The 21377-nt window shown below is 35.7% G+C and carries 24 protein-coding genes and 1 pseudogene; 16 read left to right on the top strand and 9 right to left on the bottom strand.

From position 1 onward, the window contains the following. Window positions 1-34 precede the first annotated feature (34 nt). Window positions 35-889 (top strand): NAD(+)/NADH kinase, encoded by an 855-nt coding sequence (locus FJR03_RS05710; protein WP_193114680.1) that lies wholly within the window; start codon window positions 35-37, stop codon window positions 887-889. Here the strand turns inward: FJR03_RS05710 and FJR03_RS11630 are convergent. Beyond that, complete coding sequence (locus tag FJR03_RS11630) at window positions 886-1650, bottom strand: zinc ribbon domain-containing protein (protein ID WP_226962191.1); 765 nt, start codon at window positions 1648-1650, stop codon at window positions 886-888. The two genes, FJR03_RS05710 and FJR03_RS11630, sit on opposite strands and share 4 nt — an antisense overlap. Before the next feature lie 113 nt (window positions 1651-1763). Here FJR03_RS11630 and modA point away from each other — a divergent pair, with 113 nt between their 5' ends. From modA to FJR03_RS05775, 12 genes and pseudogenes are all read left to right on the top strand, one after another. Further along, the gene (modA, locus tag FJR03_RS05720; RefSeq protein ID WP_193114681.1) at window positions 1764-2510 is read left to right on the top strand and encodes a molybdate ABC transporter substrate-binding protein; all 747 of its coding nucleotides are present in this window, start codon (window positions 1764-1766) and stop codon (window positions 2508-2510) included. Between the two features lie 2 nt (window positions 2511-2512). Beyond that, window positions 2513-3361: a ModD protein gene (gene modD, locus FJR03_RS05725; RefSeq protein ID WP_193114682.1), complete on the top strand. Its 849-nt coding sequence runs from the start codon at window positions 2513-2515 to the stop codon at window positions 3359-3361. Between the two features lie 83 nt (window positions 3362-3444). Next, window positions 3445-4971 (top strand): AAA family ATPase, encoded by a 1527-nt coding sequence (locus FJR03_RS05730; RefSeq protein WP_193114683.1) that lies wholly within the window; start codon window positions 3445-3447, stop codon window positions 4969-4971. After that, on the top strand, window positions 4968-5741 hold the full coding sequence (locus FJR03_RS05735; RefSeq protein WP_193114684.1) for a TatD family hydrolase: 774 nt from the start codon (window positions 4968-4970) through the stop codon (window positions 5739-5741). The genes FJR03_RS05730 and FJR03_RS05735 overlap by 4 nt, the downstream gene beginning before the upstream one ends. A gap of 86 nt (window positions 5742-5827) precedes the next feature. Continuing rightward, on the top strand, window positions 5828-7051 hold the full coding sequence (locus FJR03_RS05740) for a lytic transglycosylase domain-containing protein (RefSeq protein ID WP_193114685.1): 1224 nt from the start codon (window positions 5828-5830) through the stop codon (window positions 7049-7051). Next, the gene (locus FJR03_RS05745) at window positions 7044-7877 is read left to right on the top strand and encodes a septal ring lytic transglycosylase RlpA family protein (RefSeq protein ID WP_193114686.1); all 834 of its coding nucleotides are present in this window, start codon (window positions 7044-7046) and stop codon (window positions 7875-7877) included. The genes FJR03_RS05740 and FJR03_RS05745 overlap by 8 nt, the downstream gene beginning before the upstream one ends. Beyond that, window positions 7878-8450 carry an imidazoleglycerol-phosphate dehydratase HisB gene (gene hisB, locus FJR03_RS05750; RefSeq protein ID WP_193114687.1) on the top strand — a complete coding sequence of 191 codons (573 nt, stop codon included), beginning with the start codon at window positions 7878-7880 and terminating at the stop codon, window positions 8448-8450. It begins immediately after the preceding gene. Further along, a complete protein-coding gene (locus FJR03_RS05755; RefSeq protein WP_193114688.1) occupies window positions 8447-8947 on the top strand; it encodes a KdsC family phosphatase in 501 nt (166 codons plus the stop codon). The genes hisB and FJR03_RS05755 overlap by 4 nt, the downstream gene beginning before the upstream one ends. Before the next feature lie 24 nt (window positions 8948-8971). Then, a complete protein-coding gene (gene lptC / locus FJR03_RS05760; protein ID WP_255524262.1) occupies window positions 8972-9469 on the top strand; it encodes an LPS export ABC transporter periplasmic protein LptC in 498 nt (165 codons plus the stop codon). Further along, on the top strand, window positions 9466-9945 hold the full coding sequence (gene lptA / locus FJR03_RS05765; protein ID WP_193114690.1) for a lipopolysaccharide transport periplasmic protein LptA: 480 nt from the start codon (window positions 9466-9468) through the stop codon (window positions 9943-9945). Before lptC ends, lptA begins: the two co-directional genes overlap by 4 nt. Beyond that, window positions 9942-10559, top strand: coding sequence for a ribosome biogenesis GTP-binding protein YihA/YsxC (gene yihA, locus FJR03_RS05770; RefSeq protein WP_193114691.1), 618 nt, complete (start codon window positions 9942-9944; stop codon window positions 10557-10559). Before lptA ends, yihA begins: the two co-directional genes overlap by 4 nt. Further along, window positions 10549-11009, top strand: a pseudogene (locus FJR03_RS05775) (N-acetyltransferase). Before yihA ends, FJR03_RS05775 begins: the two are co-directional and overlap by 11 nt. A gap of 48 nt (window positions 11010-11057) precedes the next feature. Here FJR03_RS05775 and FJR03_RS11750 read toward each other — a convergent pair. After that, window positions 11058-11180, bottom strand: a complete 123-nt coding sequence (locus FJR03_RS11750; protein ID WP_255524260.1) for a hypothetical protein — start codon at window positions 11178-11180, stop codon at window positions 11058-11060. A 244-nt stretch (window positions 11181-11424) separates the two neighbouring features. Between FJR03_RS11750 and mrdA the strand changes: the two genes are divergently transcribed. Then, the gene (gene mrdA / locus FJR03_RS05780; RefSeq protein WP_193114692.1) at window positions 11425-13209 is read left to right on the top strand and encodes a penicillin-binding protein 2; all 1785 of its coding nucleotides are present in this window, start codon (window positions 11425-11427) and stop codon (window positions 13207-13209) included. Window positions 13210-13212: 3 nt separating this feature from the next. Here mrdA and FJR03_RS05785 read toward each other — a convergent pair whose 3' ends face one another. The 3 genes from FJR03_RS05785 to FJR03_RS05795 are packed head-to-tail and all read right to left on the bottom strand — an operon-like array spanning window position 13213 to window position 14759. Next, entirely contained in the window at window positions 13213-14142 is a 930-nt protein-coding gene (locus FJR03_RS05785; protein WP_193114693.1) for a calcium/sodium antiporter, read from the bottom strand. Between the two features lie 2 nt (window positions 14143-14144). Beyond that, entirely contained in the window at window positions 14145-14564 is a 420-nt protein-coding gene (gene ybeY, locus FJR03_RS05790) for an rRNA maturation RNase YbeY (RefSeq protein WP_193114694.1), read from the bottom strand. An 18-nt stretch (window positions 14565-14582) separates the two neighbouring features. Next, window positions 14583-14759, bottom strand: coding sequence for a hypothetical protein (locus tag FJR03_RS05795; RefSeq protein ID WP_193114695.1), 177 nt, complete (start codon window positions 14757-14759; stop codon window positions 14583-14585). 83 nt (window positions 14760-14842) lie between these two features. Between FJR03_RS05795 and queC the strand changes: the two genes are divergently transcribed. Then, the gene (queC, locus tag FJR03_RS05800) at window positions 14843-15517 is read left to right on the top strand and encodes a 7-cyano-7-deazaguanine synthase QueC (protein WP_193114696.1); all 675 of its coding nucleotides are present in this window, start codon (window positions 14843-14845) and stop codon (window positions 15515-15517) included. Further along, window positions 15510-16025: a M48 family metallopeptidase gene (locus FJR03_RS05805; protein WP_193114697.1), complete on the top strand. Its 516-nt coding sequence runs from the start codon at window positions 15510-15512 to the stop codon at window positions 16023-16025. The genes queC and FJR03_RS05805 overlap by 8 nt, the downstream gene beginning before the upstream one ends. Window position 16026: 1 nt before the next feature. Here FJR03_RS05805 and FJR03_RS05810 read toward each other — a convergent pair whose 3' ends face one another. The 4 genes from FJR03_RS05810 to metG are packed head-to-tail and all read right to left on the bottom strand — an operon-like array spanning window position 16027 to window position 21349. Continuing rightward, entirely contained in the window at window positions 16027-17244 is a 1218-nt protein-coding gene (locus FJR03_RS05810) for a putative glycoside hydrolase (protein ID WP_193114698.1), read from the bottom strand. A gap of 8 nt (window positions 17245-17252) precedes the next feature. After that, window positions 17253-18383 (bottom strand): TRAP transporter substrate-binding protein, encoded by a 1131-nt coding sequence (locus tag FJR03_RS05815; protein ID WP_193114699.1) that lies wholly within the window; start codon window positions 18381-18383, stop codon window positions 17253-17255. A 12-nt stretch (window positions 18384-18395) separates the two neighbouring features. Continuing rightward, window positions 18396-19415, bottom strand: a complete 1020-nt coding sequence (locus FJR03_RS05820) for a hypothetical protein (RefSeq protein ID WP_193114700.1) — start codon at window positions 19413-19415, stop codon at window positions 18396-18398. Continuing rightward, a complete protein-coding gene (gene metG / locus FJR03_RS05825; RefSeq protein ID WP_193114701.1) occupies window positions 19412-21349 on the bottom strand; it encodes a methionine--tRNA ligase in 1938 nt (645 codons plus the stop codon). The genes FJR03_RS05820 and metG overlap by 4 nt, the downstream gene beginning before the upstream one ends. Between the last annotated feature and the right edge of the window lie 28 nt (window positions 21350-21377).

A 21377-nucleotide genomic window follows, 5' to 3' on the forward strand; every position in this document is an offset into this window, starting at 1 on the left:
TAATATACAAAATTATTTATAAAAAAGAGTCTCCTTGCAAACAAAAATCATAAAAAAAGTTGGTGTAATCTTACGACCGTCCACTCCAGAGCTTAAAGATGACTTCTTTAAATTGAAGTCAATTTTTGAAGCACATAAGATGGATGTATATATAGAAAGTATTAGTGCCGGAATGATCGATGTAATGGGAATGGACTTTGAACTCTTATGTAAGCAGTGTGATGTTTTGGTTACATTGGGGGGTGATGGGACACTGATCTCTGTAGTACGTCGTAGTTTTGACTACGATATACCGGTTTTTGGAATCCATGCCGGTAATCTTGGGTTTTTAGCAGATGTGGGTATGGATGAGCTTGATACTTTCGTGGCAAATCTGGAGAAGGGCAAGTTCCGTATAGATGAGCGTGCAGTTCTAGAAGCGACTGTCACTAAAAACGGTGAAGATGTAACAATGTATGCATTTAACGATATAGTCTTAACCCGTCCTTCGATCTCAAACATGATCCATATAGAGACACTTGTTGATGGGAACTCTTTTAATACATATTATGGAGACGGGGTTATTGTTTCAACTCCTACGGGTTCAACTGCATACAATCTTTCAGCAGGTGGTCCGGTACTGTTCCCTTTGACTCAGGTATTTACACTAACACCTATCTGTCCCCACTCATTGACACAAACACCTGTTGTATTACCGGGAAAATTTCAAATAGAGATGAAGTCAACAGATAAGCGTGCACTCATTATTATCGATGGACAAGATATGCACGAATTAGAACAAAATGAGAGTATTCATATAAAATTGGCATCACAAACAGCCAAACTGCTTCACAGAGAAGAGTTTAACTATTTTGATGTATTAAAACAAAAACTAGGGTGGGGTGATTAAGCCTTTTTCCCGCTTCCCGGAAGAATTCTAAGTTTTGTAAGTATTGCAGAAACAATCATAGAAACTAATAACAAGACAATTCCGTAATCCTCGCCAAACTTTCCTGCTATTTCAGCACCGTCTTCAGGATTTACAAATCCTATAAAAAAACCGATTGTAAACAATGACACAAACCATATTACTATAGACCAGCCAAGCCCTACGAAAAAGAGTGTAACACCGTTTGTCTTTGTCGATGGAATGTTTTGCGGAGCTCCGCAATGAGGACAACTCTCTGCAGTTTCATGAATCTCTTTTCCGCAACCCCTACAATAAACCATTACTTCATCCTTTTTATTTAATTCTTTATATTCTAGCATATTTGTATCATTGAGCAAACCGGAAAAATATCTTCTTGTCATTTCATAAAATATAATAAACTTGATCCAATAATAAAAAAAGATATATATTATATGATATAACGAAAAATCTTTACTTATTGACATAAATAATAAGATCAGATTAATTGCTCCAAAAATTTTCCATGAGAGTTCAAATACCTTTTTAGGCTCTTTAATATCTATCTTTTTATCTATATAAGAGAGGGCATATTTTAATGACAAAAACAACATAAATAGTGTTGTTGTGTCAATAACTATAGGGTTTTCAGTGATATATTTTGAGATAAAATAGGTTAAAAGCATGCTAAAAAAAGGAAAGATTATAACTGTATAAAGAAGAAGAGTAAAAACTATATTGCTATTTGATTTTTCATTTTTCATATAACCATTGTATACTATTTTTTCTAAAAGAGCAATTGACAAAGCGTTATGTAAATAGATATACTTCGGTCGTTATATATAAGAATACATATTGAAAATCGGGAGAAAAGAAGATGAAAAAAACAGTACTATCATTTTTACTTACTTGTTTAACACTGAGTGCAGGTGAGATAAATATCGCAGTTGCAGCAAATGTCAGTTATGCTATTGATGAGTTAAAAGCAGAGTTTGCTAAAACACATCCGGATACAAAAGTAACAGTAACGTTGGGAAGCAGCGGTAAGCTTACGGCACAAATAAAAAACGGTGCACCTTACGGTCTTTTTATGGCTGCAAATATGAAGTATCCCGAGTCTCTATATAATGACAAGATTGCTACTACAAAACCTGTAGTATATGCACAGGGTGCTTTAGCTTACTTGAGTGATACAAAACAGGATTTTTCTAAAGGGATTGATCTACTTACAGACAAAAAGATCAAAAAGATTGCCGTAGCCAACCCAAAAACGGCACCATACGGAAAAGCTGCCATCGAAGCTATGAAAAATGGAAATATATATGATAAAGTAGAACAAAAGTTTGTTTTTGCAGAATCTATTTCACAAACTGTTACATACGCAGTTACAGCGGCAGATATAGGTCTAATCGCAAAATCTTCACTTTACAGTAGTAAAATGAAACAATATAAAAAAGGGATCAACTGGGTAGCGGTAGATCCTAAACTTTATACACCTATTAAACAGGGAATTGTATTGTTAAAAGATGGAAATAAGAATCCGGAGTATAAAATGTTTTATGATTTTATCTTAAGTAAAAAAGCAAAAGATATTTTCACATCTTACGGTTATATAGTGGAGTAATAATGCGTTTATCAGATCATGAACTTTGGGAATATATTCGTGAAGATATTCCCTATTTCGATCTTACAACCCACTTGCTTGATTCTAAAGTTCAAAATAAGCAGGCTGTTTTAAAGATCAAAACACGAGAAGATATTGTTGTAGCTTGTATAGAGGAAGCTGCACGTATAGGGGAGCTTTTAGGATGCAGGGCAACTTATGAAATAAGATCCGGTAGTTTGATAAAAGAGGGAAGCAGTTTTTTAGAACTTCAGGGAGATGCAAAAACACTTCACCAAGCATGGAGAGTGACACAGATACTTTTAGAATACTCTTGTGGTATGGCTACGGCTGCACACAAGATGGTTCAGGAAGTAAAAGAGGTTAATGCAAAATGTGAAATATTTGTTACACGTAAAAGTTTTCCTTTTGCAAAACATTTTGTTATGCGTTCGTTAGTATCTGCAGGTGTCTTACCCCATAGGCTAGGGTTATCTGAGTCTGTTCTTATCTTTGATAATCATAGGGCACTTTATGATACGCAGGATGAGTTTGAAGCGGCAATCCCTGAGATTAAAGAGCGATGTGTTGAGAAAAAACTGGTGATTGAGTCAGATTCCCTTGAAGATGCGCAAAAAATGCTCTCTTTAGGAGCAGATGTTATCCAAATGGATAAAACTACACCTGAAAAATTACAACAGTTAGTTGAATATAAAAACAAGTACTATCCAGCTGCAAAAATTATAGCTGCCGGCGGCATTAATAGAAGAAATGCCAAAGAGTACGCTGCTACAGGCATTGATGCCATTGTCACAAGTTCACTATATTCTGCAGGACTTTGTGATCTCACAAGCACTTTTCAAACTTTATAAAGAAATATGACATTTTGTCATATTCTTTTACCATTGTCTAAAAATAAGTTAGAATTTTTCAAAATTAGTATGAGGATATTACTGTGATAGAAAGATTTTACTTAAAAGACTACCTTAGTTTTAAAAAGACAGAACTAAATCTAAATCATGGACTTATTGTATTTTCGGGACCAAGCGGTAGCGGAAAATCTATCTTAATGGAGTCTATTCTCTCCTCTGTAGGTTTAAGCTCATGTGACGCCAGCATTTGTGAAAGTAGCGTAACATGGGATATTGACGAAGAGGAAACTGGACTTGAAAATGATGAAATCAATGTATTTAAACATACAAAAAAAGAGAAATCCAGATACTTTATAAACAATCAGGCAATATCTAAAAAATCTATCAATTCCCTTACAGGCAAATATCTTAAACATTTAAGCCTTCGTGATTTTAGCGATTTTGAAAATGAGGGTCTTTTATCGATCCTTGATCATAAAATAGGGCAAAAAGCACTCAAACTCAAACAAGATTATCAAGAAACTTATCGTGATTATATCAAGGTAAAAAAAGAGCTTGAGGTTCTCGAAGATGAAGAGAAACGCATTGTAGAGCTCAAAGAGTTTGCACAATTCGAGATAGATAAAATTGTGAACGTTAATCCTAAAGATGGGGAAGATGAAGAGCTTTTGGAGATCAAAAAAGAGCTTTCTAAAAAAGAAAAGGCTCTTGATGTTATAGGAAATGCCAATGAGATCTTCAACTTTGAACACTTGGTCTCTTCGGCACTTGATACTTTAGATGTTGAAAGCTCATTCTTTGATGATGCCATGAATGAATTACGTGGAGTCTTAGAGAGTGCCCAGGAGAGATTTTCGGCACTCGATGAGATAGATGTAGAGGATGTGTTAAACAGAATAGAGGAATTAAGTGAGCTTAAACGCAGATACGGTTCTATAGAAGAAGCTTTGGAGTATAAAGAGCAAAAACTGCAAGAGCTGGAAAAATATGAAAACATAGAGGTGCAAAAAGGTGATCTGCAACAACGTTTTGAGAAGTTAGATACACAAATCTATACACTTGCAGATTCACTAAGCTCTTTAAGGGAAAAAGCACTTAAAAACTTTACAAAAGAGCTAAATGGTTATCTAAAACAGCTTTATCTTAGAGATGCAGAGGTTAACTTGACAAAAGAGAAGTTAACTCCAAATGGACAAGATATACTCAGTATTAAACTTAATTCTACGGAACTTTCAAAAATAAGTACAGGTGAGTTTAACAGACTCCGTTTAGCGGTACTTGCTCTTAAATCTGAAAGTATAGAGAACTTAGGCGGTGTACTTATGCTTGATGAGATCGATGCAAATCTCAGTGGGGAGGAGTCTATGAGTGTAGCAAAAGTGTTGAAAAAATTGACAAAAAACTTCCAGATTTTTGTTATTTCTCATCAGCCGCAACTTACATCTATGGGTGATCAGCACTTTTTAGTCTATAAAGATGGTAATATTTCAAAAACAAAAGAGTTAAGCTTTGATGAAAAAGTTGATGAGATAGCTCGTATTATTAGCGGTGATACTATCTCAAACGAAGCAAAAAGCTTTGCTCAAGAACTATTAGAGGCAAATATATGATTATAGATACACATATCCATTTAGACCACGATCGCTATGATGAAGACCTGGAAGAGGTTTTAGCACGTGCCAGAGAGGGCGGGGTAAAGAAGTTTATCATTCCCGGTGCCGATCCCGTAACACTTGATAAGGCTATTAGTATTGCGCAGAGATATGAAGATGTTTATTTTGCAGTCGGTGTGCACCCATATGATATGGAAAACTATACTGAGGATATCTTTCATAAATATTTAGGTCATGAAAAGTGTGTAGCAGTCGGTGAGTGCGGACTTGATTACTTCCGTTTAGAGGGAAGTGATGAGGAGAAAGATCTCATCAAACAAAAGCAAAAAGAGGTGTTTGTAGCACAAATTCGTCTTGCTCGTGAGTATAAAAAACCTTTAATTGTACACGTTCGTGATGCTTCAAACGATTCAAAAACAGTTCTTTTAGAAAATGATGCCGGAGATGTAGGAGGTGTACTGCATTGTTTCAATGCCGATGAGCAGCTGCTGTCCCTTGCAAAAGAGAATTTCTATTTTGGTATAGGTGGTGTGCTTACTTTTAAAAATGCCAAGAAGCTTGTAAATGTTTTACCAAAGATTCCTCAAGAGAAACTTGTGATTGAAACTGACGGTCCATACCTTACTCCCACACCACATAGAGGTGAGAGAAATGAACCGCTTTATACAAATTTTGTAGCACAAAAAATTGCAGAACTCTTGGATGAGGATCTTAAAAATATTGAAGAAATCACTACAAAGAATGCCCAAGAACTCTTTCATATTTAATAATATTAACACTTTTTAAAAGGCTCTATGGAAATTTTTAACAACTTTTGGATAAAATAAAAAAAATTTAATTACAAAAGTTGTTTATGATCAAATATTTTTTATCTCTTTTATTACCTATATTTTTATATGCAAATTTAACATACGACGTCAATTATGACAAAGAACTAAATGTTCTAAACTCATTCGATATAGACGGCTCTTTTCTTTATGACCCGATTATGAATGATATGAAAAGCAGAACTCTTGCAAAAGATAAGCACTTCTTTAAAGCAATGGAGAATGCGTATCTTTTCATCCCTGCTATTAAAAGTACACTTTCAAAATATAATGTACCTCAAGAGTTTTTATATCTTGCAATGGCTGAGTCAAACTTTAGAACAAAAGCTTATTCAAATAAAAGAGCAGCAGGGTTATGGCAGTTTATGCCCGGCACTGCAAAGTATTTTAAACTTCATATTGATGAGTATACGGATGAGAGACGCGATCCGATAAAATCAACTGAAGCAGCAGCAAAATATCTCTCATCTTTACATAAACGTTTTGGTAAATGGTATCTGGCTGCAATTGCATACAACTGTGGTGGCGGAAGACTTAACCGCGCTATTAAAGATGCAGGAACAGACGACCTTAACGTACTGCTTGATGAAGAGAAAAAATATATTCCAAAAGAGAGCAGATATTACATTAGAAAGATTGTTGCTTTATCACTTATCGGAAGTGATGAGTACTATCTGTTAAAAAGTGAGTATGAGTATCTTTTAAACAGAGCAAATGCCTACTCTCTTGCTACTATTAAGCTCTCTAGCGGTGAATCATTAGAGCGTATATCTAAGCTTTTAGGGATCCCTTTAACTGAGTTAAAAAAGCTTAACAGACATCTGAAATATGACTTTGTACCACCTTATGCAAAAGGGTATGAGATCTATATTCCGTATATCAAGCTTTCGGAATTTAAACAAAAGTATCAATCTGAACCGATTAAAAATATCTATAAAGTGCACAAAGTGACAAAAGGTGACAACCTTTCATATATAGGGAAAAAGTATGGTGTGTCTTATAGAGTTATCAAAGATTTTAACAACTTGAAAACTTCAAGATTGCGTATAAATCAAAAACTGATTATACCAATACCAAAAAGAAGTTCTAAACAGAGAATAGATACAAAACACTACTATATAGTGAAAAAGGGTGATTCACTAGAGTCGATCTCTAAAGCACATAAGATCAGTATTCAAAATATCCGTTCTCAAAATAATATAAGTGGTTCATTAATAAAAATCGGCGATAGGTTAAAACTTTATGAATAAAAAATATATTTATCTTTTATTATCTGTAAGTATAGTATTTGGAGGATGTAGTACAAGGGGAAAAGGGGCTTATAGAGCTACAAACTTTACCCCTGTATCTAACTACTCTTCAAGCAGCAGTAATTATAATGCTACACCAAGTAAAAAGACATATACACACCCAACAATGAGACCGTATGTGGTAAGAGGTATTAAGTATTATCCAAGTGTTGTAAGTGTGGGTGATGACTTTCTTGGTACTGCAAGTTGGTATGGTCCGAATTTTCACGGTAAACTCACTTCAAACGGTGAAACATATAATATGTGGGATATGACCGCTGCGCATAAAACATTGCCGATGAATACGATCGTAAAAGTTACAAACAGACGTAACGGGAAAGTGATAGTTGTCAGGGTAAATGACAGAGGACCTTTTGTAGATAACAGAATCATAGATCTTTCAAAAGCAGCGGCAAATAAGCTGGATATGATAGGTACAGGGACTACACCTGTAAAGCTTGAAGTTTTAGGTTTTGCCGGTAAGGGTACAAAAAGAACTCCTGCAACGAAAAAAGAGCTCGATTATGAGTTGAAAAACTCTCCAAAAACAATGGATATGGATAATTTCTCGTTACAGATCGGTTCATTTTCAAAGATAGACGGTGCACTCAAAACTCAAGAGAAGTTTGACAATACAGACGGATATCATACACTGATAAAAGATGTAGATACACAAAACGGCAGAATATTCAAAGTAGTACTTAGTGGATTTAAAAGTGAACAAGAAGCAAGGGATTATAAAGCCCTTGGGAAATTTGAACATGCATTTATTTTAAGAGAGGATTAGATGATTACAAAAACAAGAACAACAAAAGAGACAGATATTACGATCTCGCTAGAGTTAAACGGTACGGGGAAAAGTAAAATAGACACAGGTGTAGGGTTTTTAGACCATATGCTTGAGAGCTTTTCAAAACACTCTTTAATAGACTTAGAGATAAGCTGTAAAGGGGATACACATATCGATGATCACCACAGTGTAGAAGATGTAGGGATCGTACTTGGTGCACTGATCGCAGAAGCTATCTACCCTGTAAAAAATATGGAGCGTTTCGGAAGTGCAAACATTGTTATGGATGAAGCGTGTGTATCTTGTGATCTAGACCTTAGCAACCGTCCGTTTTTAGTATATGAACTTGACGTAGTGGGTAAAGTAGGGCACTTTGATACGGAACTCGTTGAAGAGTTTTTTAGAGCATTTGTATTAAACTCTAGAATCAGTGCACATATCATCGAGCTTCGTGGTAAAAACAAGCACCATATTATCGAAGCAGCTTTTAAATCTGTTGCGGTAGCGATTCGTCGTGCAACTGCGATAAATGAAAGAGTTGGCATTCCAAGTACAAAAGATGTTCTATGATCAAACTTCTAGTTTTAGACGTTGACGGTTGTTTAACTGATGGTAAGATTATCTACTCCAGTGACGGTGCAGAGAGTAAGAACTTTAATGTAAAAGACGGTCTTGCTATTACATCTTGGATTAGATTGGGCGGTCAGGTTGCGATTATTACGGGACGTAACTCTACGATCGTTGAAAGAAGAGCCAAAGAGCTTGGGATTCAACACCTTTCTCAAGGAGTGAAAGATAAAGCTACACTTTTAAAAGAGCTTGTAGAGAAGTTAAACCTGCAACCTTTTGAAGTAGCTGCTATCGGTGATGACTTTAACGACTACGAGATGCTGAACTTTGTAGGTAGAAGTTTTACCCCTAACGATGCACCTAAAGACATTCAAGTGCTTGTTGATGTTGTACTCTCTCGCAAAGGGGGAGATGGTGCTGTTAGAGAGATGATAGATATGATCATAGAACAAAATGAACAAAAAGAGCAATTTTTATCTTTATGGATCAAAGGATAGACCATTAATATCAATCTTTTTTTCATTCTTGTCATCAGCATATTGTTGTCAATCTTTTTTTTCTTTCAACCCCAAAAGATGACACAAAAAAGATTTGATGACGTACCTTTGTTACACATTAAAGATTTTACGATGTATGAGCTTGATCCTGCAGGGGTAAAGACATTGATGCTTGGAAGTGAAGCTTTTAGATATAATGACAGATATACTGTCGATAACATTGATCATACCGATAAATCTAAAAAGCACATATCGAATCTAAGAGCAGATTTCGGTGTATATAAAGATAATAAACTCGATCTAGACGGTAATGTTACGCTGGTTAGAGATGATGGTTTGAGTTATAAGACACAAGAGGCGTTTTATTATAAAGATAAAGCTCTTTTTGTAACAGATACCGATTATGTTCTTTCGCAAGGGAAAAACACCCTTCACGGGACTTATCTGGACCATAATAATTTAACTGGTAAAATACATTCTAAAAATATAAATGCAACATATCATATAAAAGAGGCAAAATGAGATATATAATTTTCTTTACACTTTTAATACAAACATTTTTAAATGCTGAAGAGTTACAGATCAAGGCAAAAAGTTTTTATGCAGATGAAAAAGCAGGATTTTCTGTTTTTGAAGGCTCTGTAAATATCGTAAAAGGGTATGATGAGCTTAATGCATCTAAAGTGACTGTATATATCGATAAAGAAAAATCACCGACAAAGTTTATAGCAGAAGGTGACGTATCATTCAAAGTAAAAACAAAAGATGATGTAAAATATGAAGGGATAGCACAAAAAGCTATCTATCTTCCAAATAAAAAAGAGTATAACTTTTATAAGAATGTTCATCTAAAACAACTTGGAGACAAAAAAGAGATCAAAGGTGATGAAGTTGTTCTAAACATATCGGACAACAAAGCTTATGCAAAAGGTGCTGATAAAGAGCCTGTAATTATGATCTTTGAGTTTAAAGAAGAGACGAAAGAAGAGAACAAATGATAGAGATAGTCGATGCAAAATTTATAACTTCAGCACCAACTGTAAAGCAGGCGCCACCTTCGGAAGAACAAAACGAAGTAGTGTTTATGGCAAGAAGTAACGTAGGTAAAAGTTCTCTTTTAAATGCGTTAACAAACCATAAAGGGTTGGCTAAAGTATCTTCTACACCGGGTAAAACGAAGCTAATTAACTACTTTGATGTTACTTTTATCGATAGAGACACATCTGAAAAAAGTATTGCTAAGTTTGTCGATCTTCCTGGTTTTGGGTATGCAAAGGTTTCTAAATCTATGAAAAGTGATTGGGAAAAGAACCTTACGGATTATATCTCACAAAGAGAGAACATCAAGATCTTTATCCATCTTATAGATTCAAGACATCCCCATTTAGATATAGATGTAGATGTGGGTAATTTTCTTATTAACAATGCTACAGCGGATCAGTTCATTATACAGATCTTTACAAAGATAGACAAACTCAACCAAAAAGAGCAAAATGCCCTTCGTCGTGAGTTTCCAAATGCATTAATGGTATCTAGCTCTAAAAAGCGCGGTATCCATAAGATAGTAGATCTTATCTACAAGACTTTAAATGAGAACGTGAATGAAGATTGATTTCAGAAAAGCGACACTTGCCGACATCCCTAAAATGAGAGAACTGGTAATGCCAGAGGTGCAAAGCGGTGTTATCCTTGACAGAAGTGAAGATGAAATAGCGACATATCCGCTCTTACACTTTGGCATTTCATGGAGATGAACTTGTCGGCTTTTGTGCACTTCATATCCATACATCTTATTTAGCAGAAGTGCGATCACTTATCGTTAAAGATGGCTACCGTGGACAAAAAATAGGTGAAGAGCTTATTAAAAAGCTTCTAGATGAAGCAAAATCACTAGGTTTACAAAAAGTACTCAGTTTAACATATAAACAATCATTTTTTGAAAGACTTGGTTTTGTAGAGATTCCAAAAGAGGACCCTCCCAGAACATAAAATTTGGGCTGACTGTATTAAATGTAAACATTTTCCGATATGCAACGAAGTATCACTTATCAAGACACTGTAACTACTTTTTTTTATGTAGCAGCCTATATTGTGTATAGCTCTATAGCTACTATATACCCATTTTTGCCGCCTCTGTTTGCAGTACTATTTGTACTGTTTCTAAAAGCATTGGAGGAGCAAAACTTTTTAAATCTACTTTTTGTATCGTTTTGTCTGTTGATCTTTGAAGCAAATAACAGCTATATACTTTTTAGTTCTATTACCTTCTTTTACATACTCTATAAACTTGTAATGCCGAAAATCTATACTAGTTTTTCTTGTACTAACTGTATAAAAGTATCTTACATCCTTTTATCGTATATAGGGTATTTTTTCTTTATTTCATTTTTGGGGAATATTTTCTTATTCCCTTTACCTGATATAGATTACTATATAATTTACTATATAGTAATTGAGTTTTTTATAGTGAGTATATTATGAAAGTAAAGTTTATTATTTTTGTATTTGCTTCTATTTGGTTAATGTTAATTACGCGGGTATTCTTCCTTGCAATTCAGTCAAACAACTACTACAGTGAACTCTCTCAAAACAATACTATAAAAGTTGAACAGATTGCACCTGTAAGAGGGGAGATTCTTGATATACATAATAATCCCGTTGCAATTAACAAGCTGGGTTTTAGGATCTCTCTTGCGCCACATCTTCTTTCAAAAAAGCAGAAAAAGAATTTTGAAGCTGAGATTGATCTTATAGTTAAACTTCTTCCTTCACTCGATCGTGAAAAAATTGAGAAAAACTATAGAAAAAAAGATTCATTTTACAATCATAACTTTATTGAGGTTGTCCCTTTTATCCCATATGAAGAGATGACGCCTGTATATTCTATTTTAAATCTTAGAAAAAACATCAAGATCACTGCCGCACCAAAAAGGTTCTATCCATATAAAAACATTGCGGCTCATATGATCGGTTACGTTGCACGTGCAAATAAAAAAGATATTGAAGAAAATCCGTTAGTGGATCTTATCGGCTACACAGGAAAAACAGGGATTGAAAAGTATTATAATGAGTACCTTCAAGGCACACCCGGGCAAAGAAAGATCAAAGTAAACGCCAATAACCAAGAGATAGAGCAACTCAACTATGTACCTGCAGATGAGAACAGAAAGCTGACTCTTAGTCTAGATATGGAGCTTCAACAATATATCTCTAAACTCTTTGACGGAAAAGTTGGAACGTATGTTGTGATGGGTGTTGACGGTGCTATTCTCTCGGCGGGAAGTTTTCCTAACTACGATCTCAATATTTTCGTAAATGGAATGTCGCATCAGATGTATAATGAACTTTCATCAAGTTTAGACCATCCCTTTACAAATAAACTAGTTCACGGACTTTATCCACCGGGCTCAACAATTAAGCCTGCTCTTGGACTTTTATATATTACAACTGATCTCAATGAGCGCTGGAGTGTTGACTGTAAATCAAGACTTCCTTTGGGAGGGCGTATCTTTAGATGTTGGAAACATCAAGGACACGGATATACAGAGATCGTAAAAGCTATACGTGAAAGTTGTGATGATTATTTTTATAAAGGGAGTTTAGTCCTTGGTAATCAAAAGATGAGTACAGGGCTTAAACGTTATAACTTAGGGGCAAAAACAGGAGTCGATCTTCCTAATGAGTTTATCGGTGTTGTCCCTTCTCGTGAATGGAAATACAATAAATATAAAAGAATCTGGAATGTTGGTGAGACATTAAATATGTCTATCGGACAGGGTGACTTCTTAACTACACCTATGCAAATCGCACAAATGACAGCATTGATGGCTACAGGTAAACTGCCAAAACCTCACTTTGCAAAATTTATTGGTGAGCAAGAAATAGAGGCTGAATATGAAGAGGTACTTACTAAAAAAGAGTCAGAGAAGCTTTCTATTATCCGTAAAGCAATGTATCAAGTGTGTAACAATCCTCACGGTACGGCTACACAGTATCTTCATTCAAAAGTGACACTAGCAGGTAAAACAGGTACTGCACAGGTTATCGGGATTAAACAGGATATTAAAAAGCGTAAGTTAGAGCATGAACTGGCATACTATAACCGTTCTCATGCATGGTTTACAACATACGGTCCTTATAAAAATCCTCAATATGTTGTAATGGCTATGGTTGAACACGGTGGGCACGGAGGACATGCAGCGGGTTCAATCGTATCAAATATATACAACAAGCTCTTAGAGCTTGGCTATATTAAAAAATAGTTTTTAAACTATGTAGTGTTGTAGTAGAAGTGCTAAAACAGTAAGTAGAAAAATTCCACCCGCTTTATTGTAAATTTTATTAGCAATTATAAACAGTAAAACAAGTGAAGCTGAAGTAAGAACTATAAGATCAAAAGATGTTTTTTCAATGTTGATTCCTAGTGGATTTACCAGTGCAGCAGTTCCTAAAACCATAGAGAAGTTTGCAACATTTGAGCCGATAATATTACCGATACTCATCTCTGCGTGACCTTTACGTACAGCAACGATAGAAACAATCAATTCAGGTAAAGAAGTCCCTAAAGAGATTAAGAACAGACCGATAATCCATTCACTAACATCTAAAGCTCTTGCGATACTTGTTCCGCTCTCTACAACAAAGTGAGCACCGCCTATGGTAAATGCAAATCCTATAACTAAAAGAGTAATAGATTTAAACCATCCAAATTTCTCTTTTTCCAGGTCTTCATCGATCTCTTCTTCTAGCTCCTCTTTAGAAGTTTTAAATAAAAAGAATAGGTAAGAAACCATCATTAATGTAAATAACAGTCCGTCAAAGCGTCCAATTTCGCCGTCTTGAATCATAACAATGAAAATTATAACCGGGATAATCACCCATGCACTGTCAACTGCAAAAAGATCGCGTTTTGGTTTCATAGCTTTGGCAATTAAAAATACAATACCTAAAACCAATGTAATGTTAAAGGTAACACTACCTACAACATTTGCAACTGCCATATCGCTTTTCCCGTAATACGAAGCCATAACAGAAGCCGCCATCTCCGGTAGAGAAGTTCCAAAAGCTACCAGTGTAGCACCAATTACGAAGTGTGAAATATTATAATGCAGAGCAATTCTTTCCGATTCTTTAATAATAAAATCGGCACCGTATATTAAAGCTGCCATAGCAACTAAGAAAACTATGTAGTCCATTTTTATCCTTGTGTTCTAACTATTAAACTTGCAGGGAGTGAGAATTTTTTAATGAGCTTCTCTTCCATCTCTCTCATCTCTCCATTATCTACCTCATGATCGTAACCAAGGATATGTAATAGTCCATGGATAAACAGGAGTGTAAACTCATCTTGTATGCTGTGCCCAAGTTCTTTAGACTTTTCTTCTACAAAATTTTTGGAGATTATTATACTGCCAAGAGGGGAGAAAGGCATCTCTTCATAGGGGAAACTAAGTACATCAGTAGGATAGTCTTTATCTCTGTACTCTTTGTTGATTGTTTGGATGTCGTCGTTATCGGTAATGATAAGTTCGATCTCTTTTTTGGTGAGAGATTTCAAGATAGTTTCTAACTTTGAGAAATCTATCTCTAAATCTGTTTTATTTTCTATATCTATCATAAACGCAATTATAGCAAATTACGCTTTGATATCTAGGTTTTTTCCTATACCTGCAAGTGCAGACGATGTTTGTTTTGTTTGTTGCGAAGAACTCTCTAAAACACCCAAGATACTTTTAGCAGCAGCATCTTGTGACTTTTTCATAACATCTACTTGAATAGAACCCATAGTAGAACCAGAACTAATCGTTGACATAAAAGCTCTCCTTATTATATATATAACGTAGTATAACATTAGATAAATTTAAAAAAAATTAAAATATATGTTAAGATTGCATTATGAAAGAAACTATAAAAAAAGCAGTATGTATTATGAGTGGGGGGATGGATTCAACCCTTGCGGCTTATATGATGAAAAAAGAGGGCTATGAGATCGTAGGTGTTCATTTTAATTACGATCAAAGAACACAGGCAAAAGAGTTAGAGTGTTTTGAAGCAATTTGTAAAGAGCTTGAGGTAAAAGAGAAGTATGTACTTGATCTTGATTTCTTTGCAAAACTGGGAGCTTCGGCACTTACCGATAAAAATATAGATGTACCCACTTCAGGAGTAGAAGAGGGAGTTCCTGTGACTTACGTCCCGTTTAGAAACGGTATTTTTCTCTCTATGGCAGCAGCAATTGCAGAAAAAGAGGGTGCAAGTGTCATAGCTATCGGTGTAGTGGAAGAGGATAGCAGCGGATATCCTGATTGTCGTGAGAACTATATTGAAGCGATGCAAAGAGCTATTAATCTCGGAACAAAAGATGAGACAAACATAGAGATCAAAATGCCTCTTGTACATCTTAAAAAGTCTGAAATTGTTCAAGAAGCTGTAAATCTCGGTGTAGCGTTAGAGCTTACTTGGAGCTGTTATAAAAATGAAGATGCAGCTTGCGGTGTGTGTGACAGTTGTAGATTACGATTGAATGGATTCGAAAAAGCCGGAGTTACAGATCCCATAAAATATGAGTAATACTAAGCAATATGAACTAGAAGTCATAGTTAATCCAAGACTAAAACATAGTTATATATCTATCTCTAAAGAGAAAAAAGTTGTTGTAAAAACACCTTCGCGATCGCAAAAGTTTGTCGAGAAAATTTTAGAAGAAAAAGCATCTTGGATCGCAAAAAAACTACAACAAACAGAGTCTATAAAGCTTTTAGATGAAACTCCTTTGCATACTTTAGAGTTTTTACAAAGCAGGGTAGAACACTATAGTTCTTTAATGGACCTGCAATACTCTGCGCTGAAGTTCAGAAAGATGAAAAGAAGATGGGGGAGTTGTAGTTCTAAAAGGGTTATAACACTCAACAAAGAGCTTTTAAAGCTTGAGCAAAAGCTTATAGACTATGTCGTTGTACATGAGTTGGCTCACTTAATACATATGAACCATTCAAGGGCATTTCATGCTTTAGTTGAAAAACATTTGCCCTATTCACAAACTCTTCGAAAAGAGTTACAAACAATTCGTATAGCCTAAACTATTTTAAAATCTCAAAATCGTATTTACTTGAAGGGGACCAAAGCATCCATCCGTTTGTGTGAGTTTCATCAGCTGCTTTGATCTGTGCTTGGATCTCCTCTTTTTTATAGTAAACTTTTGAACGGGAATAATCTTTAAAGTACTGTAACCAAGGTCTTATTCTAAGAGGTGATATCTTGTCCTCTATATGTTTAATACTTCTATATATAACTATATAGGGGTGTTTTGCAGGATATTTTTTCCCAAATGATCCACTTGCAAACCCTGATGGATAAAGCATAGGGGCGATATAGTCGGCGTGTTTTGCCAAAGACTCTATTGTTTGACCGATTCCGTTGTCATCTTTGCTCCAACACACATTGCCATAAATATCTACCGAGATAAAAACTCCATATTTTCGAAGTCTCTCTTGTGCAAGATCGAGAAAGTTTCCTATCGCTTTAATACGGTTTTTTTGAGTATTTTCCTCTGCTAAACATAAACCCTCTTTAGCAGGAAAGCGTACATAATCAAAATTGATCTCGTCAAATCCAACCTTTGCAGCTTCCTCAGCCATTCTTATAGCGTATTCATGGCTTCTTTTATCGTACGGATCAACCCATGCCATCTCATCATGGTTTCTCCAGATAGTTTTATTTGCATCATTTTTTTTGATCGCATATTCATAGTTATTTGAAGCCTGCAACTCATCTTTAAAAGTTACAATTCTTGCAATTGTGTAGATATTTCTATCTTTCAATCGCTTCATAAACTTTTCTATATCACGGTTTGTTCTTTTAAGATGTGCACCGTAACTATTTGCCTGTTTAAACTTTGTCCAAAAGAGGGTAGAGCCATACTCATTTTTTACATCTACCACTACTGCATTTATCTGAGTCGTTTCTATAAGATCTAATGCTTTTTTTAATCTCGGCGAGTTATTCGAAGCGCCCCAAAAAGTTAGATATAAAGCTTTTACACGGATAGATTCAAGAGAAGTCACCGAGTTGTTTGTATCTTGGGATAATGTAGCAGGTCTATACCCATACGCTTTTATATGGATCATCTTCTCATCTGTATCGATCGAGAAAGTTCCATTACTGTCACTTCTTACTGAGTGTTTTGAGTCACTTACGATAGCATCGGCAATAGGATTGGAGCTGTTTTTGTCAACTAACGTTCCATCCCAACCATACAGCGTTGCTGCTGCTGCAAAAAATAAAAAAAATTGTTTCATGTCAGTATTTATCTTTGATTTAAAAAATATCCTAAACTTACATCACTCCATGCTTTGGAGAGGTTTAGGTAATTGTCTATAGAGCTGTAAACTCTTGCAAAATCTTTGTTTGCTTCACTTTGTTCTGCAAGAACTTCTTTAAGAGCTTTTCTGCCAGCATCCATAACATCTTGCGGAAACTGAGAAAGTTTTACATCCAACTCTTTTAACTGTTGTAATGCCTTTATATTCTCAGCGTGGAATTCATGCGTCATATTTGAGTTAAGCTCACTAGAAGCCACTTCGATCATAGATTTATGTTCAGATGCAAGTTTATCCCATGTCTGCTTGTTAAATGTCAGCTCCAGAACTGAACCCGGCTCATGCCATCCTGAGTAATAATATGGAGCAACTTTGTAAAAGCCCATCTTGATATCTAACGCCGGACCAACCCATTCAGTTGCATCGATCACGCCACGCTCTAAAGATGTGTAGATCTCACCTGCAGGGAGTAAAACAGGATTTACCCCAAGTTTGGCAAATACTTCTCCGCCAAGACCCGGTATACGCATCTTTAAACCCTTCATATCTTCTAAAGAGTTTATAGGATCTCTATACCATCCACCCATTTGGATGTTTGTATTGCCCCCTAAAAAAGGGTAAAGGTTGTATTTTGCATAATACTCGCGCCAAAGATCAAGTCCTCCGCCGTAAGTCATCCAAGAGTTTACCTCTTCAGCAGTAAAACCAAAAGGGATCCCGCTAAAAAGAGAGAAAGCTGAGTTCTTTCCTTTCCAATAATACGGTCCTGAATGAAAAGCATCGATCTCTCCGCTAGAACACGCATCAAAAACAGCCAGGGCAGGGATCAATGTATTTTTCGGATATAGTTTGATCTCTAAACTTCCACCGCTGATCTCTTTTACTCTTTGAACAAACTGCTCAACTCCCGTACCCATGATTGGAAAGTGTGCCGGCCAAGATGTAGCCAATTTTATAACGGTTTTTTTTGCTCTGTTAACATGAACAGATTTATCACCGATGCTCTTTTGAGGGTGTTTAGAGTAGTCTATTGCTTGACGATTACTCTCATTACAGCCGTTTAAAGCGAGTGCACTCGATGTTACTGCAGCTGTCGTTAAAAAATCTCTTCTATTCATCTCTCTTCCTAATTATGCAAAATCAAAAAGCGTAGTTTGCGGACTTAAGTTGATTGGTTGTGACAAGATCGACTTATCAGTTCCAATAATTAGTGCAAAATGAAAACTATGCTCTTTTAAAATATTTCGTATCTCATTTTTATTTTTATACGTCACTATGTTGTACGTATCTCTAAAAGCTTCATCTAAAGTGTTAAACTTCACTTGAGGGAGTATGTAAAGTACTCGTGCCCAATATGCCTGTTTATGGAGATACTCTATCTCACTTTGTACAAAACTCTCACTAGTTTCAAAGATCAGTACCTTATCGCTTGTACCAAACTCTTTGATCTCAAAGTTTTTGTTTGTAAACACCGCTTCAAAATGATCGATTGGTGTAAATTTTCGTAAACGAAAGTTGATCTTTAAACTTTTAAACAGATGTAATAACTGCTCTAAATAGGAGAGAAAGAACGGTGATATCAACTGTCTTTCATAAAAAATATCATCATAGATAAAAGAGCTTTCAAACAGTGTCTGCTCAACAATATTAATATGCTCTATAACATTTGTCGGAAGAGGTTTAATCTTTGTAAATATATCTGCAGATGTTATTTGCGGACAAAAGAGTACGACACCGCCGTCTTCAATATTGTCCAATGATTGAAAAACAGATTTTATATCGCCTTCAAGTGCCAAAAATTTTGTTTCTGTAACAACTTGAAGTGCCAGCTTTAATATGATTTCATTCGATTCATAAACAGTAATGTTTTTATCGATAAGTTTAAAACGTAAAAGTCGTTTTAGCGATTCATCTAGATCTTGAACTTTGATCCAAGCTATTTCAGTATCACTGATCTGTGTCGGCTTGTTAAAAATAATCCCGTATGCACCGTTAAAAATAGCTTCATCAATAGAGTTTTCATCGTATGCTATAAAAAGATCACCTCTTTTTACATGTTTTGCATCAAAAACTATATGATTAAATTCACTTACAAAAGGGGAGTTTATAAGCTCTCCGTGTGTAAGTGCTAGGATATTTTCAAGTCTCATCCAATAGGTGTACCCGCTTTTTTAGGTTTTTCCGGTCTTACTAAACATAAACCATCTTCATCTTTAGCAGCAAGAAGCATTCCCTCACTCATCATTCCCATAAGTTTTGCAGGTTTTAGGTTCGCTACTACACAAACTTGAGTATTCATAAGGTCTTCAGGAGAGTAGAACTCTTTAATACCCGCTACCACTTGACGGTTTTTCCCTTCACCAAGATCTACTTGAAGTTTTAGTAGTTTTTTACTTTTTGGAACCTCTTCAGCTTCTACAACAGTACCAACTTTGAGTTTTGTTTCAAAGAATTGTCCGATCTCGATCAGATTGTCTTCCTCTTTTTCCTCTTTAGGTTCCTCTTTTTTAGCCTCTTTAGGAGGATTTGGCTCAGCTTTTGGAGCTTCCGGCATTAAAGGCTCTTCAATACGCGGGAAAAGTGGTGGAACTTTTTTGATATTAAATACTTTTAACAGTTTTTTATCAAGTACAAGCTCTTGGTAACTCTCATTGTTGATCGTAAAATCAAGTGCATCTGCAATAGTAGCAGTAGTTTTTGGCATAATAGGGTGAAGCATCACTGCTGCTTTTGCTAAAATGTTTGCAACAAGTGCTACAGTTGCAAGGGCTTGATCTTTTTGATCGTTTTTCATTTTTACCCACGGTTCATGCTCTTGGATAGCACCGTTTCCGATCGAGAAAAGTTTCCATAACTCTTCAAGGTATCTATGTGGCTGTAAGTTTTCCATGAAAGTATCTAAAGACTCAATAACCTCATTCATTTGAGCAAGCTCTTTAGCATGGTATTTTTCAACATCTACACTATCGATCTCAAAGTCGCTGTATTTTCCACTCATACCGATAATACGGTTAAGTAAGTTTCCAAGATCGTTGCTTAGTTCTGAATTGATACGATCGATGAATGCTCTTTGAGAGAAATCCCCATCTTGACCGAAAGGTACTTCACGAAGCATGAAGTATCTTAAGTTCTCAGCGCCGTAAGCATCTGCTACCTCTTTAGGAGAAACAACGTTTCCTTTAGATTTACTCATCTTCTCACCGTCACGTGTCCACCAACCGTGTGCACCGATGTGTTTTGGAAGAGGTAAGTCTAAACTCATTAAGAATGCCGGCCAGTAAATAGCATGGAAACGTAAAATGTCTTTTCCTACAAGTTGAATGTCAGCAGGCCAAAAATCTTCCATTTTAGCATCGCCGTTACCATACCCTAGAGCCGTAACATAGTTGAGTAGGGCATCTAACCATACATACATAACGTGTTTGTCATCATTTAACTTTTCTGGCATTTGAACACCCCAAGTAAATGACGTACGTGTAACTGAAAGATCTTTTAGTCCGCTTTTTACAAAGTTAATTACTTCATTTGCACGTGATTTAGGCATGATAAAGTCAGGATTTTCTTCATAATGTTTTAAAAGTGCATCTTCATATTTTGAAAGTTTAAAGAAGTAACTCTCCTCTTTAACGATGTTTGTACTTCTACCGCAATCCGGGCAGAACTCTCCGTCGATTAGTTGAGTTTCCGGGAAGAAAGTTTCACAACTTACACAGTAGTGTCCTTCATATTCCCCTTTATATACATCACCTTTTTCATACATCTTCATAAATGCGTGCTGAACACCTTTTTTATGGTCAGCATCAGTTGTACGGATAAACTTGTCATAGCTGATCTCAAACTCATCCCAAAGGTTTTTAAACGAAGCACTGATCTCATCAGCAAACTGTTGTGTCGGTTTGTTGTTTTTTTGTGCAGACTCTTCGATCTTTTGACCGTGCTCATCAGTTCCAGTCAGAAAGAAAGTTTTCTCATTTTTCAGTCTGTAGAATCTTGCTAAAGAATCAGCTATAAAAGTTGTATATGCGTGCCCGATGTGAGCCTCTCCATTTACGTAATAAATCGGTGTTGTTATGTATTTACTCAATTTTTTTATCCTGTTAAAATTATTGTTG

It is taken from the genome of Sulfurimonas marina, assembly GCF_014905095.1.
Taxonomy (GTDB): domain Bacteria; phylum Campylobacterota; class Campylobacteria; order Campylobacterales; family Sulfurimonadaceae; genus Sulfurimonas; species Sulfurimonas marina.